Genomic DNA, 15,381 nt, shown 5'->3' with positions numbered 1-15,381 from the left:
GCAGGCCCGGCACCGGTCCTCAGGCGGCCGGGGCGAGCACCTGGTCGAGGACGTACACGGTCGCGTTCGCCGTCTGCAGGTTGCCGCAGGTGACCGTGGCGTCCGACGCGCCCACCAGGGTCTGGTCCGCGGCGATCGTGAAGTCCTGCCCCGACCCCTGGATGGTCACCTCGTCGCCGGCCAGCGTCGGGTGGGTCCCCGCCAGCTCCTCGGGGCCGAGCCGGCCGGCGATGACGTGGTGGGTGAGCACCGCGGTCAGCCGCGCCGTGTCGCCGATCAGGGCGTCGAGGACCTCCCGGGGCACCGCCTCGAACGCCGGGTTGGCCGGGGCCAGCACGGTGACGTCCTCGGTGGTGTTCAGCGAGTCGACCAGCGTGGCGGTCTGGACGAAGAACGTCAGGTGCGACAGCTGCGGGGTGTGGCTGGCCGCGGTGGCCAGCGGGTCGTCGGCCATCCCCGGGATGCTGCCCTCGCCCTCGGTGGGGAACGTCGCGCAGCCGGCCCCGATCGGCCCGGTGACGGCCGGGGCCGACGTCGTCGTCGCGGGGGCCGGGGCCCCCTCGGCGGCGGAGTCGCTCCCGGGGGTGGGGTCGTCGGAGCCGCAGGCGCCCAGCGGGAGCGCCAGTGCCGCGACGGCGGCGAGCAGGGCGGCGCTGCGGGAGGGGGTGCGCTTCACGGGGATGGAGCTCCTTCGTCCTCGACGCCCGTCATCATCCCCGCCTCCCCGCGACCCGCCGGGCACCACGCCTGTCCGTGCCGCCCGGCCGGCCCCGCAGCGCAGGCCCGCGACGGTCAGCGCAGGCCCGCGGCCCGGCGCCGGCCCACCGCGGCGTACCACTCGTTGGACGGCTTCATCGCCAGCGCGACGATCCCGACGACGGTGAGCAGCAGCGTGAACACCGACAGGGAGTCGAGGAAGCCGGAGCCGGCGACGCCGCCCGCGGCCCCGCCGAGCGCGGTCAGGCCGAACAGCACGCTGAGCCCGCCGAGCACCCAGAGCACCACGCGGGCCCAGTTGCGCCCGTTCCAGGCGAACCAGATGAACAGCGCCTCCAGCGCCACCAGCAGCAGCCCGATCACCGCGCCGACGACCAGGCTGGCCCGGACGACGTCCTCGGTCAGGGCTGGGTCGTTCGCCACCGCCACCGTCTCGGCGACCAGCCCGTCGAGGTCGGAGAACTGCACCAGCGAGGAGATGACGCCGAGGATCAGCGTGGCCAGGAAGGCGCCGATCCCCACGCGCACCGTCGTGGGCCGCTCCGGGGCCGGGGGCGGCTCCCAGCCCGGTGCGGACGGCGCGGGCGTGTAGCCGTACTGCCCGGGCGGTGGCGCCTGCCAGCCCTGCGGCGGCGGGGGCTGCCAGCCCTGCGGCGGCGTCTGCCACCCCTGCTGCGGGTCCTGACCGCCCTGCCCTGAGGTCATCGCGTGCGCTCCTGTCCCGTTCGACGTCGGCGCGATGATCACCCACGCCGCGGCGCCCGGGCCAGCGCCCGCCCCGGATCGACACCCGATCGCGACGAACGCCCCGCCGGGCGGCGCGGCACCCCGACGACGCGAGGAGGCCCGGGATGGCCTCGGGCCCGCCGTCCCGGGGAGGGACGACGGGCCCAGTCGGCCCCCTGCAGCTGCCACGGCGGCCCCGTCCAGAGGCTCGCCGCGAGCTTGCGAGCGGTGAGGAGGACGGGGTCCTCTCAGCCGCGGGAGACGGTCAGCCCGTCGACGGAGAGGTCCTCCGGCGCGTCGACGACGACCTCGTCGCCGTCCCGGATCTCGCCGGACAGCAGCGCCTTGGCCAACTGGTCGCCGATGGCCGACTGGACCAGCCGGCGCAGCGGCCGGGCGCCGTAGACCGGGTCGAACCCGTTGATGGCCAGCCACTCCCGGGCGGCGTCGGTGACCCGCAGGGTCAGCCGGCGCGCCGCCAGCCGGCGGGCGAGCACGCCGACCTGGATGTCGACGATGCCGGCCAGCTCCTCGCTGCCCAGCGCGCGGAAGACCACGACGTCGTCGAGCCGGTTGAGGAACTCCGGCTTGAAGTGCACCCGCACGACGTCGAGGACGCCCTCCCGGCGCCGCTCCTCGGGGAGCGACTGGTCGGCGATGATCTGCGACCCCAGGTTCGACGTCAGGATCAGGATGGTGTTGCGGAAGTCCACCGTCCGGCCCTGGCCGTCGGTGAGCCGGCCGTCGTCGAGGACCTGCAGCAGGACGTCGAAGACGTCCGGGTGGGCCTTCTCCACCTCGTCGAGCAGGACGACGGTGTAGGGCCGCCGCCGCACCGCCTCGGTGAGCTGCCCGCCGGCCTCGTAGCCGACGTAGCCGGGCGGGGCGCCGACCAGCCGGGCCACCGAGTGCTTCTCGGAGTACTCGCTCATGTCGATGCGGACCATCGCCCGCTCGTCGTCGAACAGGAACTCCGCCAGCGCCTTGGCCAGCTCGGTCTTGCCCACGCCGGTGGGGCCGAGGAACAGGAACGACCCGGTGGGCCGGTCGGGGTCGGACACGCCGGAGCGCGCGCGACGCACGGCATCGGAGACCGCCCGGACGGCGTCGGGCTGACCGACGACCCGCCGGCCGAGCTCGTCCTCCATGCGCAGCAGCTTCTGGGTCTCGCCCTCGAGCAGCCGGCCCGCGGGGATGCCGGTCCAGGACTGGACGACCTCGGCGATGTCGTCGGGGCCGACCTCCTCCTTGAGCATGGAGTCACCGGTCTCCACCGAGGCCTCGGCCTCGGTGAGCGCCTTCTCCAGCTGCGGGAGCCGGCCGTAGCGCAGCTCGGCGACCGTGGCCAGCTCGCCGTCCCGCTCGGCCCGCTCGGCCTCCTGCCGGGCGCGCTCGAGCTCCTCCTTGATCTGCTGGATGCGGACGATCGCGTTCTTGTCCTGCTGCCAGCGCGCGGTCAGCTCGGCGAGCTGCTCGCGCTTGTCGGCCAGGTCCGCCCGCAGGGCGACCAGCCGCTCGACCGAGGAGGGGTCGTCCTCCTTGGCCAGCGCCATCTCCTCGATCTCCAGCCGGCGGACGGCGCGCTCGACCTCGTCGACCTCGACCGGCCGGCTGTCGATCTCCATGCGCAGCCGGCTCGCGGCCTCGTCGACCAGGTCGATGGCCTTGTCCGGGAGGAACCGGGCTGTGACGTACCGGTCCGACAGGGTCGCGGCGGCCACGATCGCGGCGTCGGTGATCCGGACACCGTGGTGCACCTCGTAGCGCTCCTTGAGGCCACGGAGGATGCCGATGGTGTCCTCGACGCTGGGCTCGCCGACGAAGACCTGCTGGAAGCGCCGCTCGAGCGCGGGGTCCTTCTCGATGTGCTCGCGGTACTCGTCGAGCGTCGTCGCGCCGACCATCCGCAGCTCGCCGCGGGCCAGCATCGGCTTAATCATGTTGCCGGCGTCCATCGCGGAGTCGCCGGTCGCGCCCGCACCGACGATGGTGTGCAGCTCGTCGATGAAGGTGATGACCTCGCCCTCGGACTCGGTGATCTCCTGCAGGACGGCCTTCAGCCGCTCCTCGAACTCACCGCGGTACTTGGCGCCGGCGACCATGCTCGCCAGGTCCAGCGCCATGAGCCGCTTGCCCTTGAGGCTCTCCGGGACGTCGCCGGCCACGATGCGCTGGGCGAGGCCCTCGACGATCGCGGTCTTGCCGACGCCCGGCTCGCCGATGAGCACCGGGTTGTTCTTGGTGCGCCGGGACAGCACCTGGACCACCCGGCGGATCTCGGTGTCGCGGCCGACGACCGGGTCGATCTTGCCCTCGCGGGCGCGCTGGGTGAGGTCGACGGCGTACTTCTCCAGCGCCTGGAAGGTGCTCTCCGGGTCGGCGGTGGTGACCTTGCGGTTGCCGCGCACGGTGCGGAAGGCGGCTAGGAGCGCGTCGCGGGTGGCGCCGGCGCTCTTCAGCACCGCGGCGGCCTCCCCCTCGACCTCCGCGAGGCCGACCAGGAGGTGCTCGGTGGAGACGTACTCGTCGCCGAGGGCACTGGCCTGCTCGCCGGCGGCGTTGAGCACGCGCAGCAGCTCGCGCGACGGCGAGGGGGCCGGCACGGTCGCACCGCTGACGCTGGGCATCCGCCGGATCGCGGCCTCGGCCTTCGCGCGGACGTCGGCAGCGTCGGCTCCCACGGCCTTGAGCAGGGGGCCGGCGACGCCGTCGGTCTGCTCGAGGAGGGCGACGAGCAGGTGCAGCGGCTCCAGGGCCGCCTGACCGCGGTCGACCGCCAGCCGCTGCGCGGCCGCGATCGCCTCCTGCGAACGGGTGGTGAGCTTGCTCTGCATGGTCGGTGGGGACGGTCCTCTCCGGGAGCGGCCGGGGATCCGGCCGGGGTTGTCGCCTCGTCCAACGTACGTGGAGTTGAGTCTGTTCCACTCAACCTCGCTGCGTGTCCTCGCCGCAAGAGCCGGACGACCTCGCCCGATCGAGGACGTCACAGGGGCAACCCCCGGTAGCGCCCCCGGAGGGCGGCCTAGACTGCGGGGCGTGACCCGACTGCCGGCACCGAGCGCTGTCCTCGAGGACCAGCTGTGCTTCGCGCTCTACGCCGCCTCCCGGGCGATGACGGCGCGCTACCGTCCGCTCCTCGACGCGATCGGGCTGACCTACCCCCAGTACCTCGTCATGATGCTGCTCTGGGAGACCGACAACCAGACCGTCGGGCAGCTCGGCGCACGCCTGTCCCTGGACAGCGGCACGCTCTCCCCGCTGCTCAAGCGGCTCACGGCCGCCGGCCTGGTGACCCGCCACCGGCGCGTGGAGGACGAGCGCTCGGTCTCGATCGCGCTCACCGACGCGGGCCGGGAGCTGCGTGACGAGGCCGAGGCCATCTCGGGGGAGATCATCTGCGCCCTCGACCTCGACCGCGAGGAGTTCGCCGACCTCCGGGCCAAGCTGCAGCTGGTCACCGAGCGGGTCACCCGCGACTGACACGACGTCCGCGGAGGTTGCGCGCAACCGACCGGGGTAGGGCGACCTCCGTAGGAGCACGAGACGGAGGAGATCGCATGCCCACCCGCACTGCCCGCACCGCGTGGAACGGCACCCTGCAGGAGGGGTCCGGTCAGGTCGAGCTGTCCAGCTCGAAGGTCGGCACCTACGAGGTGTCGTTCCCGAAGCGCACGGCCGAGGAGGCCGGGGGCACCACCAGTCCGGAGGAGCTCATCGCCGCGGCCCACTCGGCCTGCTTCGCGATGGCGCTGTCCAACGAGATCGGCAAGGCCGGCGGCACGCCGCAGTCCCTCGAGGTGTCGGCCGACGTCACGCTCGGCCAGAAGGACGGCGCGCCGACCATCACGACCATCCGGCTGACCGTGCGCGGCGAGGTCGACGGCCTCGACGCCGCCGGCTTCGAGAAGGCCGCCCAGGCGGCCAAGGTCGGCTGCCCGGTGAGCAAGGCCCTGGCCGGCGTGGAGGAGATGACGCTGGACGCCGCCCTGGAGAGCTGAGGCAGGACCCTGGAGGTCCACGGACGACGGCGGCCCGTCCCCGGGGGGACGGGCCGCCGCTCGTCGTACGCGGGTCAGCGGCCGGCGCGCAGCCGCTCGTCACCGCTCTCGGTGCGCAGCGCCACCTCGCGGATGAGGAGGATGGCCAGCACCGCCACCACCGCGAGGACGGCGGAGATGAGGAAGATCCGGCCGGTCGCGTCGCCGTAGGAGACCTGGATCAGCGTCCGGATCGCCGGCGGGGCGTCGGCGAGGTCGGCCAGGCCCACCTCCCCGGACGCGGCGGCGGGCGCGGCACCGGGGACGCCGGTCAGGCCCTGGGCGATCAGGTCACCGACGCGGGTGCTGAGCACCGCACCGAGGACCGAGACACCGATCGTGCCGCCGAGGCTGCGGAAGAAGGCCACCGCCGAGCTGGCCGCACCGAGGTCGCGGGCCGCGACGGTGTTCTGCACCGCCAGCACGAGGTTCTGCATCGTCATGCCGATGCCGACGCCGAGCACGAAGAGGAAGACGCCCAGGAGCACCATGTCGGTCTCGTGGTCGATGGTGGCGAGCAGCCCGAACCCGGCGACCACCAGCAGCGAGCCGGCGACCAGGAAGCGCTTCCACCGGCCGGAGCGGGTGATGAGGATGCCCGAGACGGTCGAGGAGAGCAGCAGCCCGGCCACCATCGGGATGGTGAGCAGGCCGGCGGCCGTGGGCGAGTAGCCGCGGGAGATCTGCAGGTACTGCCCGAGGAAGACCGACGAGCCGAACATCGCCACACCGATCGCGATGCTGGCGACGATCGCCAGGGTCGTCGTCCGGTCGCGGAACAGCCGCAGCGGGACGATCGGCTCCGCGGCCCGCAGCTCGGTGACGACGAAGGCCGCGATCGCCAGCACCCCGCCGCCCACGAACAGCGCCGTCTCGACCGACCACCAGGCGAAGGTGCCGCCGGCCAGGGTGACCCAGATGAGCAGCGCGGAGACGCCGGCGGTCAGGAAGGTCGCGCCCAGATGGTCGATGCGGACCGCGCGCTTGGTGACCGGCAGGTGCAGCGTCCGCTGGAGCAGGACCAGCGCGACGGCCGCGAACGGCACGCCGACGTAGAACACCGACCGCCAGCCCAGCCAGTCGGTGTCGACCAGGACGCCGCCGATGAGCGGGCCGCCGACGGTCGCCACGGCCATCACCGCGCCGATGAGGCCGGAGTACCGGCCACGCTCGCGGGGGCTGATCATCGCGGCCATCGCGATCTGCACCAGCGCCTGGATGCCGCCGAGCCCGAGCCCCTGCAGGACACGCCAGGCGATGAGCGTGTCCACCGACTGGGCCAGGCCGGCCAGCATCGAGCCGGCGATGAAGACCACGATCGAGATCTGGATGAGCAGCTTCTTGCTGAACAGGTCGCCGAGCTTGCCCCAGATCGGCGTGCTGGCGGTGCTCGCCAGCAGGGTCGCCGTGACCACCCAGGTGTACTGCCCCTGGGTGCCGCGCAGGTCGGTGATGATCGTCGGCAGGGCGTTGGAGACGACGGTCGAGGACAGGAACGCCACGAACATCGCCAGCAACATCCCCGAGAGCGCCTCGAGGATCTGCCGGTGGGACATCCGCCCCTGCTGCTCGGCGGGGGCGGTCTCGACGGCGGGGCGGTCGAGGGTGCTGGTCACGGTTCTCCTGGACGGTTGGAGGTGGGGCAGCGACGGCGCGCCGCCGGTGGCGGGGACGGGGCCGGTCACGACACGGCCCGGCGGGAGGCCGCGGCCGCCGACCGCTCGAGGTCGGCGGCGAGGCGCTCGAGGAACCCGCTCAGCTGCCGGGCGTCGCGCTCGTCCCAGTCGGCCAGCGCGGTCGTGGCCCACTGGGCGCGCACCGCGCGGGTGCCCGCGAGGGCGGCAGCACCGGCGTCGGTGAGGTGCAGCAGGGTCGCCCGGCCGTCGGCCGGGTCGGGACGGCGCTCCACGTAGCCGGAGCGCTCCAGGACGGCCAGCTGCCGGCTGGCCACCGAGACGTCGATGCCCGCACGCGCCGCCAGGGCGCTGCAGCGCTGCTCGCCGTCCTGCTCCAGGGGCACGAGCAGCGCCCAGCCGTAGGACGGCAGGTCACCGGAGACGCCGTCGGCGACGCGGGCGCTCAGGCGCCGCCCGTTGCGGACGACGCGAGCCAGGCCGGCGGTCAGCCGGTCACGGGTCTCGGAGGTGATGGGCACGGGTTCCCTCGCCACATAGGTGTGTGCAGACTGCAACCATACATCTCGTTGGTTGCAACTTGCAACTTCCTGTGGCGCAGGGAACACCCCGCCGGCGCAGAGCGGTCAGGACTGGGCGGCGCTCTCCCGGTCCAGCGCCTCGGCGCCGTCGCGCGCCTCGCCCAGGCGGTTGAGCCGGCCCAGCAGCTCACCGAGGGTGGCGACGTCCTCGGTCGGCCAGTGGGCGAGGTCGGCCTCCCAGCGGGCGCGCCGGGCCTCCCGGATGCGGGTCAGCCGCGCCGTGCCCTCCTCCGAGGTGCGCAGCACCTGCGCGCGACCGTCGGCGGGGTCGGCCTCGCGGGTCACCAGGCCCAGGCCGACCAGCGAGGCGACCTGACGGCTGACCGTGCTCTTGTCCAGCCCGAGCCGGGCGACGAGGTCACTGGCGCGCAGCGGACCGGTGTCGTACAGCAGGGCGAGTAGGCCGTAGGCCGCGCCGTCCAGGTCCGGGTGCAGCTCGCGCGAGAGCCGGGCGGAGATGGCACGGGAGCGGCGCAGCAGCAGGCCGATCTCGCGCTCCACGCGCACGATGGCCTCGTGCGGGTCCACGGCGGTCACGGCACCTCCTCGCTGACGCTCGTCGTCACCGAGCCTCGCACGCTCGGTCACCTCTCCCCCCGGGGACGCCAGACGACCAGCGCCGAGGTCGAGGGCCGCAGCGGCACCAGGTCGCGGCCGTACCCGGCCTGGACGGCGGTCTCGGCGGCGATCCGCCGGGCCTCGGCCACCTCGAGCTCGGTGACCAGCTCCTGCACCCGCTGCTGCAGCGCCTCCACCTGCGACTCGAGGTCGATGATCCGCTTGATGCCGGCCAGGTTGACGCCGTCCTCCTGCGAGAGGCGCTGGACCTCCCGCAGGAGGGCGACGTCGCGCGGGCTGTAGCGCCGTCCGCCACCGGGCGTGCGGCCCGGGCGGACCAGGCCCAGCCGGTCGTACTGGCGCAGGGTCTGCGCGTGCATGCCGGCGAGCTCGGCGGCGACGGAGATGACGAAGACCGGCGCGTCCTCGGACACCGCCCGGCCGGCCTCCTGCCGCTCGCGGCCCGCGTCGGCCGGCGCGCTCACCGGGCACCGCCCTTCACCGCGGCGGTGATCCGCGGCCGTGGGTCGCCGAGCTCGGAGTCGAGCACCTTGACCGCGTCCTCGGCCGCCGGCGACAGCCGCTTGGGCACGGCCACCTCGACGGTGACCAGCAGGTCACCGGCCCGCCCCTTGCCGGGCACGCCGCGACCGCGGACGCGCAGCGTCTGACCGCTGGCGGTACCCGGCGGCACCTTCAGGGAGACGTTCCCGTCGAGGGTGGGCACGGTCAGCGTCGTCCCGAGGGTCGCCTCGGAGAAGGTGATCGGCACGGTGAGCGTGAGGTCGTTGCCCTTGCGGCCGAACAGCTCGTGCTCGGACACGTGAACGACGACGAACAGGTCCCCGGCCGGCCCACCGCGCCGCCCCGGGGCCCCCTTGCCGGCCAGCCGGATGCGCTGGCCGTCCTTGACCCCGGCCGGGATCCGCACGGTGATGGTGCGGGTCTGGGTGGTCACGCCGTTGCCGGCGCAGGTCGGGCAGGGGTCGTCGATCACCGTGCCGGTGCCCCGGCAGTTGCGGCAGGGCTCGGAGAACGCGAACGCGCCCTGGCTGCGGCTGGTGACGCCGGCCCCCTGGCACACCGGGCAGGTGCGCGGCGAGGTGCCGGGGCGCGCGCCGCTGCCGGCGCAGGTCGGGCAGGTGCCCGGGCTCTGCATCCGCAGCGGCACGGTCACGCCGAGGACGGCCTCCTCGAACGACAGGGTCGCCTCGGTCTCGACGTCCTGGCCGCGGGCCGGGCCGGACGCGGCCTGGCTGCGGGCCCGGGCCGAGCCCGCTCCCCCACCGCCGCCGAACAGCCCGCCGAACAGGTCGCCGAGTCCACCGGCCCGCGCGCCGCCCGCGTTCCCGAGCAGGTCGCCGAGGTCGAAGGGCTGGCCACCGCCACTCCCGCCGGGGAAGCCCCCGGGGAAACCGGCCCGCGCACCCGCCCCGCCGGCGCCGAACAGCCGCCGGGCCTCGTCGTACTCGGCCCGGCGCTTCGGGTCCGACAGCACGTCGTAGGCCTCGGAGACGTCCTTGAAGCGGGCCTCGGCCTCGGTGTTGCCGGGGTTCTTGTCCGGGTGGAGGTCGCGCGCCAGCTGGCGGTACGCCTTCTTGATCGCTGCCGCGTCGGCGTCCTGGGAGACGCCGAGAGCGGCGTAGTAGTCCTTCTCGATGAAGTCCCGGGTGCTCATCGGGCGCCCCCTTCCTGCCTCAGTCGGACGCCGACGCGCCGTCGCCCGGACCGGCCGGGGCCGCCTCTCCCGCCGCCCCGTCGGGCGAGGCCGCGGGGGCCGCGGCCTCCGGGTCGGTGACCGCCACCATCGCCGTCCGCAGCACGCGGTCGCCGCGGCGGAAACCCTGCCGCAGCACCGTCGTCGCCGTGGGGACGTCGACCTCGGCCGAGGTGTCGTGCATGACCGCCTCGTGCAGGGACGGGTCGAAGGGGTCGCCCGCCTTCCCGAACGCCTCCACGCCCAGGCCGTCGAGCAGCCCCAGGACGCGGTCGGCGACCACCTTGAAGGCGCCGGTCAGGTCGCCGTGGTCACGTGCCCGCTCGATGTCGTCGACGATCGGGAACAGCTGCGCGGCGAACCGCTCGGCGGCCTGGTCGACCACCAGCTGGCGGTCGCGATCCACCCGCCGGCGGTAGTTGGCGTACTCGGCGGTCACCCGCTGGAGGTCCTCGGTCCGCTCCGCCAGCTGGCGGCTGACCTCGTCGTCCGCCACCGGCTGCTGGCCGGTGACGGTGTCCTGCTCGCTCATCTGCTCCCCTTGCGCCGGGCCGGGCGCGGTCGAGGTCGGTCCGGGTGCGCCCGCGCGGGCGCCGGCCGGCTGCTCGCCGGCCGGCTCCCGCACGGTGCCGCTGATCGGGTCGATGCGCCGCTTGTCGCGGATGACGACCCGCGGCTCCTCTTCCCTGTCGGTCATCGGCGGTCGTTGTCCTCGTCGACGATCTCGGCGTCGACGACGTCGTCGTCCGTCGTCGTACCGGACGTGCCGGGCTCACCCGGGGTTCCCGCGTCGGCACCCGCCGCACCGGCCGCGTTCTGCGCCTCGGCCTGCTGGGCGTAGAGCGCCCCGCCGACCTCCTGGGAGACGCGGGCGACCTTCTCCTGCGCGGCCTTGATCGCGGCGATGTCGGAGCCACCGAGGGCCGAGCGCAGCTCGGTCAGGGCCTCGCCGAGCTCCTCCTTCTTGTCGGCCGGGATCTTCTCGCCGTTCTCGGCCAGGAACTTCTCGGTCTGGTACTGCAGCGACTCGGCCAGGTTGCGGGTCTCGGCCTCCTCGCGGCGGCGCTTGTCCTCCTCGGCGTGGGCCTCGGCGTCGCGCATCATCCGCTCGATGTCGTCCTTGGGGAGGGCCGACCCACCGGTGATGGTCATCGACTGCTCCTTGCCCGTGCCGAGGTCCTTGGCGGACACGTGCACGATGCCGTTCGCGTCGATGTCGAAGGCCACCTCGATCTGCGGGACGCCGCGCGGCGCCGGCGGCAGACCGGTCAGCTCGAACATGCCGAGCTTCTTGTTGTAGGCGGCCATCTCGCGCTCGCCCTGGAAGACCTGGATCTGCACGGACGGCTGGTTGTCGTCGGCCGTCGTGAAGATCTCCGAGCGCTTGGTCGGGATCGTGGTGTTGCGCTCGATGAGCTTGGTCATGATCCCGCCCTTGGTCTCGATGCCCAGGGACAGCGGGGTGACGTCGAGCAGCAGGACGTCCTTGACCTCGCCCTTGAGGACGCCGGCCTGCAGGGCGGCGCCGATGGCGACGACCTCGTCGGGGTTGACGCCCTTGTTGGGCTCCTTGCCGCCGGTCAGCTCGCGCACCAGCTCGGTGACGGCCGGCATGCGGGTGGAGCCACCCACGAGGACGACGTGGTCGATCTGGCCGACCGAGATGCCCGCGTCGCGGATCGCCTGGTTGAACGGCGCCTTGGTGCGGTCGAGCAGGTCCTGCGTCAGCCGCTGGAACTCGGCGCGGGTCATCGTGACGTCGAGGTGCAGCGGGCCCTCGGCGCCGGCGGTGATGTAGGGCAGGTTGACGTTGGTCGACTGCGCGCCGGACAGCTCGATCTTGGCCTTCTCGGCGGCCTCACGGAGCCGCTGCATGGCCAGCTTGTCCTTGGACAGGTCGATGCCGTTGGAGGCGTTGAACGTCTGCACCAGGTGCTTGACGATCCGCTCGTCCCAGTCGTCACCGCCGAGGTGGTTGTCACCGGCGGTGGCCTTCACCTCGATGACGCCCTCGCCGATCTCCAGCAGGGAGACGTCGAAGGTGCCACCACCGAGGTCGAAGACGAGGATCGTCTGCTCGGTCTCGCCCTTGTCCAGGCCGTAGGCCAGCGCGGCCGCGGTCGGCTCGTTGACGATGCGCAGGACGTTGAGGCCCGCGATCTCACCGGCCTCCTTGGTGGCCTGGCGCTGGGCGTCCTCGAAGTAGGCCGGGACGGTGATGACCGCGTCGGTCACCGGCTCGCCCAGGTAGGTCTCGGCGTCCCGCTTGAGCTTCTGCAGGATGCGGGCGCTGATCTCCTGCGGCGTGTAGCGCTTGCCGTCGATCTCCGGCGACTTCCAGTCGGTGCCCATGTGCCGCTTGACCGACCGGATGGTGCGGTCGACGTTGGTGACCGCCTGGTTCTTGGCCGACTGCCCGACGAGGACCTCGCCGTTCTTGGCGAAGGCGACGACGGACGGGGTGGTGCGCGAACCCTCGGAGTTGGCGATGACCGTCGGCTCGCCGCCCTCGAGGACGGTGACGACGGAGTTGGTGGTGCCGAGGTCGATACCGACCGCTCGAGCCATGGAGCTGGCCTCTCTTCCGTGTGTACCGGGGTGTTCCTGTGGTGTCCTGGGAGTCGAGGTCCCGCCTTGCGCGGGGTCCACTCAACTTTCCTGCCCAGCCTAACGGCACCTCCGGCAGAAGTGTTCCCGGACCCCCCGTCGAGTTCGCCCGTGCCCGGCCGGGCGCCCCCGACCGCCAGGCGCCCCTCGACCGCCGACCGCCTCGTGCCCACGCGATGGCCGGCCACGCCGCGCCGTCGCGAGACACGCCGCACACCGCGAGGCCGGCGACCACGCCGCGCGGTCGGGTGGGGACGCCCGCCGCGCGTCCCCGACGGCACGGGTTACCGGCGAGTAGCCTGCGGTCCCGACAGCTATCGTGCGATCGGCGGTGAGCGCCCTCCCGCCGCGCCGGCGGGCGGGGATCAACGGACGCCGATCGGCGTCCGGGAGGGAATTCGATGGGCCCCTTGCAGGTCGTCCTCGGGACGATCAGCGTCATCTTCCTGGTCGTCGCGATCGTCTTCGCCTACCGGGCGGTGCGCGCGATGATCCGCATCATCAAGACCGGGCAGCCGGACCACACGCGCACCCGGCCCGTCGGCCCGCGGCTCAAGACGCTGGTCGTGGAGTCGTTGGGGCACACCCGGATGCTCAAGTGGTCGGCGATCGGCGTCGCCCACTGGTTCGTGTTCGTCGGCTTCTACGGCCTGTTCCTCACCCTCGTCGAGGCCTTCGGCGAGGTCTGGGACCCGGCCTTCCACCTGCCGCTGATCGGCGAGTGGAGCCTGTGGAACCTGTTCGTCGACGTCATCGGCGCCGGCACCGTGCTGGGCATCCTCTATCTGATCGTCCGGCGCCAGCTCGACCACCCGCGCCGGCAGGGCCGGGCCAGCCGCTTCGCCGGCTCGAACGAGGGCCGCGGCTACTTCGTCGAGGCGATCGTCCTCATCGTCGGCCTCTGCATCCTGGGCATCCGCGCGGCCAAGATCGCCGCCGGCCTGGTCGAGGCCCCGACGTGGTCCCACCCGGTGTCCAGCGCGCTGTCGACGCTGTTCCCGAGCAGCCCCGACCTGGTCAGCGTCATCGCGTTCGTCAAGATCGTCGCCTCGCTGGTCTGGCTGGTCGTCGTCTCCCGGCTGCTCAACATGGGCGTCGCCTGGCACCGGTTCAGCGCGTTCTTCAACATCTACTTCAAGCGCGAGGGCACCAGCGGGGCCCCGGCACTCGGCCCGCTGCAGCCGATGACCTCCGGCGGCGAGCTCATCGACTTCGAGGACCCCGACGAGGACGCGGTCTTCGGTCGCGGCAAGATCGAGGACTTCACCTGGAAGGGGATGCTCGACTTCACCACCTGCACCGAGTGCGGGCGGTGCCAGAGCCAGTGTCCGGCGTGGAACACGGGCAAGCCGCTCAGCCCGAAGATGGTGGTCATGGACCTGCGGGACCACCTGTACGCCAAGGCCCCGTACCTGCTGGGTGAGAAGACCGCGAGCGAGACCGCGCCGGACTACGACGTCCTCAAGCCCAGCGACGAGCAGGTCTGGGCCTCCGGGTACGCCCGCATCGAGGGCACCAACGACGCCCAGGCCCACCGCCCCCTGGTCGGCACGCTGGAGGAGGGCGGGGTCATCGACCCCGACGTCCTGTGGAGCTGCACCAACTGCGGCGCCTGCGTCGAGCAGTGCCCGGTCGACATCGAGCACATCGACCACATCGAGGACATGCGCCGCTACCAGGTGCTCATCGAGTCCAACTTCCCGTCCGAGGCGGGCGTGATGCTGCGCAACCTGGAGAACCGCGGCAACCCGTGGGGCGTCCAGGCCGGCACCCGCGAGGACTGGATCAAGGAGATGGACTTCGAGGTCCGGATGGCCGACGGGCCGCTGCCCTACGAGGTCGAGTACCTGTTCTGGGTCGGCTGCGCCGGCGCCATCGACGACCGGGCCAAGAAGGTCACCAAGGCCGTCGCCGAGCTGCTGCACACCGCCGGCGTGGAGTTCGCCGTCCTCGGCTCCGGGGAGACCTGCTCGGGCGACCCGGCCCGCCGCATGGGCAACGAGTTCGTCTTCCAGATGCTCGCCCAGGAGAACGTCGCCACCCTGGACGGCGTCTTCGAGGGTCGCGTGCCGGGGATGCGGAAGATCGTCACCACCTGCCCGCACTGCTTCAACTCGCTGGGCCGCGAGTACCCCCAGGTCGGCGGCCACTACGAGGTCGTGCACCACACGCAGCTGCTCGGCCAGCTGGTGGAGGAGGGCCGGCTCACGCCGGTCACGCCGATCGACCGCAAGGTCACCTACCACGACCCGTGCTTCCTCGGCCGGCACAACAAGGTCTACACGCCGCCGCGGGAGATCCTCGACTCCGTCCAGGGCCTCTCCACGCAGGAGATGCACCGCTGCAAGGACCGCGGGTTCTGCTGCGGCGCCGGCGGTGCCCGCATGTGGATGGAGGAGAAGATCGGCAAGCGGATCAACATGGAGCGCACCGAGGAGGCGCTCGACCTCGACCCCGACGTCATCTCCACCGCGTGCCCGTTCTGCATCACGATGCTGTCCGACGCGCTGACCACCAAGAAGCAGAACGGCGAGGCCGGCGAGCACGTCGAGGTGCTCGACGTCAGCCAGCTCCTGCTCCGGTCGCTGGCGCCGGTCGGCGCCCCCGGCACCGAGTCCGGCGCCGACGTCGGCCGCGCGGACGACGACGTAGCCGGCACCGGCTCCGCGGCGACGGAGCACGGCGCGCCGAACTGAGACACCCCGCACCCGACGACGGCGCGTGTCCCGACCAGGGACGCGCGCCGTCGTCGTTCCCCGGTGGAACGGCGCGGTGCTGCTCCACCTGCGGATCACCGCCCCCCC

The 15,381-nt window shown here is 73.0% G+C and carries 13 protein-coding genes; 3 read left to right on the top strand and 10 right to left on the bottom strand.

Annotated features, from left to right (window positions below):
* Positions 1-19 precede the first annotated feature (19 nt).
* From ACI79I_RS23150 to clpB, 3 genes are all read right to left on the bottom strand, one after another.
* Complete coding sequence (locus ACI79I_RS23150; RefSeq protein ID WP_456994710.1) at positions 20-676, bottom strand: fasciclin domain-containing protein; 657 nt, start codon at positions 674-676, stop codon at positions 20-22.
* A 116-nt stretch (positions 677-792) separates the two neighbouring features.
* Positions 793-1,422, bottom strand: a complete 630-nt coding sequence (locus ACI79I_RS23145; RefSeq protein WP_456994708.1) for a hypothetical protein — start codon at positions 1,420-1,422, stop codon at positions 793-795.
* Between the two features lie 269 nt (positions 1,423-1,691).
* Positions 1,692-4,277: an ATP-dependent chaperone ClpB gene (gene clpB, locus ACI79I_RS23140; RefSeq protein WP_456994706.1), complete on the bottom strand. Its 2,586-nt coding sequence runs from the start codon at positions 4,275-4,277 to the stop codon at positions 1,692-1,694.
* A 202-nt stretch (positions 4,278-4,479) separates the two neighbouring features.
* Here clpB and ACI79I_RS23135 point away from each other — a divergent pair, with 202 nt between their 5' ends.
* Positions 4,480-4,923, top strand: coding sequence for a MarR family winged helix-turn-helix transcriptional regulator (locus ACI79I_RS23135; protein WP_456994704.1), 444 nt, complete (start codon positions 4,480-4,482; stop codon positions 4,921-4,923).
* A gap of 77 nt (positions 4,924-5,000) precedes the next feature.
* Positions 5,001-5,441 carry an OsmC family peroxiredoxin gene (locus ACI79I_RS23130; protein ID WP_456994702.1) on the top strand — a complete coding sequence of 147 codons (441 nt, stop codon included), beginning with the start codon at positions 5,001-5,003 and terminating at the stop codon, positions 5,439-5,441.
* Positions 5,442-5,515: 74 nt separating this feature from the next.
* Here ACI79I_RS23130 and ACI79I_RS23125 read toward each other — a convergent pair whose 3' ends face one another.
* The 7 genes from ACI79I_RS23125 to dnaK form a co-directional block, all read right to left on the bottom strand.
* The gene (locus tag ACI79I_RS23125) at positions 5,516-7,096 is read right to left on the bottom strand and encodes an MDR family MFS transporter (RefSeq protein ID WP_456994700.1); all 1,581 of its coding nucleotides are present in this window, start codon (positions 7,094-7,096) and stop codon (positions 5,516-5,518) included.
* A gap of 65 nt (positions 7,097-7,161) precedes the next feature.
* Positions 7,162-7,635, bottom strand: coding sequence for a MarR family winged helix-turn-helix transcriptional regulator (locus tag ACI79I_RS23120; RefSeq protein WP_456994698.1), 474 nt, complete (start codon positions 7,633-7,635; stop codon positions 7,162-7,164).
* 105 nt (positions 7,636-7,740) lie between these two features.
* The gene (locus tag ACI79I_RS23115) at positions 7,741-8,232 is read right to left on the bottom strand and encodes a MarR family winged helix-turn-helix transcriptional regulator (protein WP_456994696.1); all 492 of its coding nucleotides are present in this window, start codon (positions 8,230-8,232) and stop codon (positions 7,741-7,743) included.
* A gap of 47 nt (positions 8,233-8,279) precedes the next feature.
* The gene (locus tag ACI79I_RS23110; RefSeq protein WP_456994694.1) at positions 8,280-8,738 is read right to left on the bottom strand and encodes a heat shock protein transcriptional repressor HspR; all 459 of its coding nucleotides are present in this window, start codon (positions 8,736-8,738) and stop codon (positions 8,280-8,282) included.
* The gene (gene dnaJ / locus ACI79I_RS23105; RefSeq protein WP_456994692.1) at positions 8,735-9,931 is read right to left on the bottom strand and encodes a molecular chaperone DnaJ; all 1,197 of its coding nucleotides are present in this window, start codon (positions 9,929-9,931) and stop codon (positions 8,735-8,737) included. Before dnaJ ends, ACI79I_RS23110 begins: the two co-directional genes overlap by 4 nt.
* 19 nt (positions 9,932-9,950) lie before the next feature.
* Positions 9,951-10,667: a nucleotide exchange factor GrpE gene (grpE, locus tag ACI79I_RS23100; RefSeq protein ID WP_456994690.1), complete on the bottom strand. Its 717-nt coding sequence runs from the start codon at positions 10,665-10,667 to the stop codon at positions 9,951-9,953.
* Positions 10,664-12,538 (bottom strand): molecular chaperone DnaK, encoded by a 1,875-nt coding sequence (gene dnaK / locus ACI79I_RS23095; RefSeq protein ID WP_456994688.1) that lies wholly within the window; start codon positions 12,536-12,538, stop codon positions 10,664-10,666. The genes grpE and dnaK overlap by 4 nt, the downstream gene beginning before the upstream one ends.
* A gap of 440 nt (positions 12,539-12,978) precedes the next feature.
* On the opposite strand from dnaK, the gene ACI79I_RS23090 reads away from it, so the two are divergent.
* Positions 12,979-15,273 carry a heterodisulfide reductase-related iron-sulfur binding cluster gene (locus ACI79I_RS23090; protein WP_456994686.1) on the top strand — a complete coding sequence of 765 codons (2,295 nt, stop codon included), beginning with the start codon at positions 12,979-12,981 and terminating at the stop codon, positions 15,271-15,273.
* Positions 15,274-15,381: the final 108 nt, after the last annotated feature.

This window comes from Geodermatophilus sp. SYSU D01105 (genome assembly GCF_054050095.1).
This window is presented reverse-complemented; position numbering and strand designations above follow the sequence as displayed.

Coding starts and splice junctions, on each gene's coding strand:
- dnaK (WP_456994688.1), bottom strand. CDS start 12,538: ATGGCTCGAGCGGTCGGTATCGACCTCGGCACCACCAACTCCGTCGTC.
- ACI79I_RS23145 (WP_456994708.1), bottom strand. CDS start 1,422: ATGACCTCAGGGCAGGGCGGTCAGGACCCGCAGCAGGGGTGGCAGACG.
- ACI79I_RS23130 (WP_456994702.1), top strand. CDS start 5,001: ATGCCCACCCGCACTGCCCGCACCGCGTGGAACGGCACCCTGCAGGAG.
- clpB (WP_456994706.1), bottom strand. CDS start 4,277: ATGCAGAGCAAGCTCACCACCCGTTCGCAGGAGGCGATCGCGGCCGCG.
- grpE (WP_456994690.1), bottom strand. CDS start 10,667: ATGACCGACAGGGAAGAGGAGCCGCGGGTCGTCATCCGCGACAAGCGG.
- ACI79I_RS23090 (WP_456994686.1), top strand. CDS start 12,979: ATGGGCCCCTTGCAGGTCGTCCTCGGGACGATCAGCGTCATCTTCCTG.
- dnaJ (WP_456994692.1), bottom strand. CDS start 9,931: ATGAGCACCCGGGACTTCATCGAGAAGGACTACTACGCCGCTCTCGGC.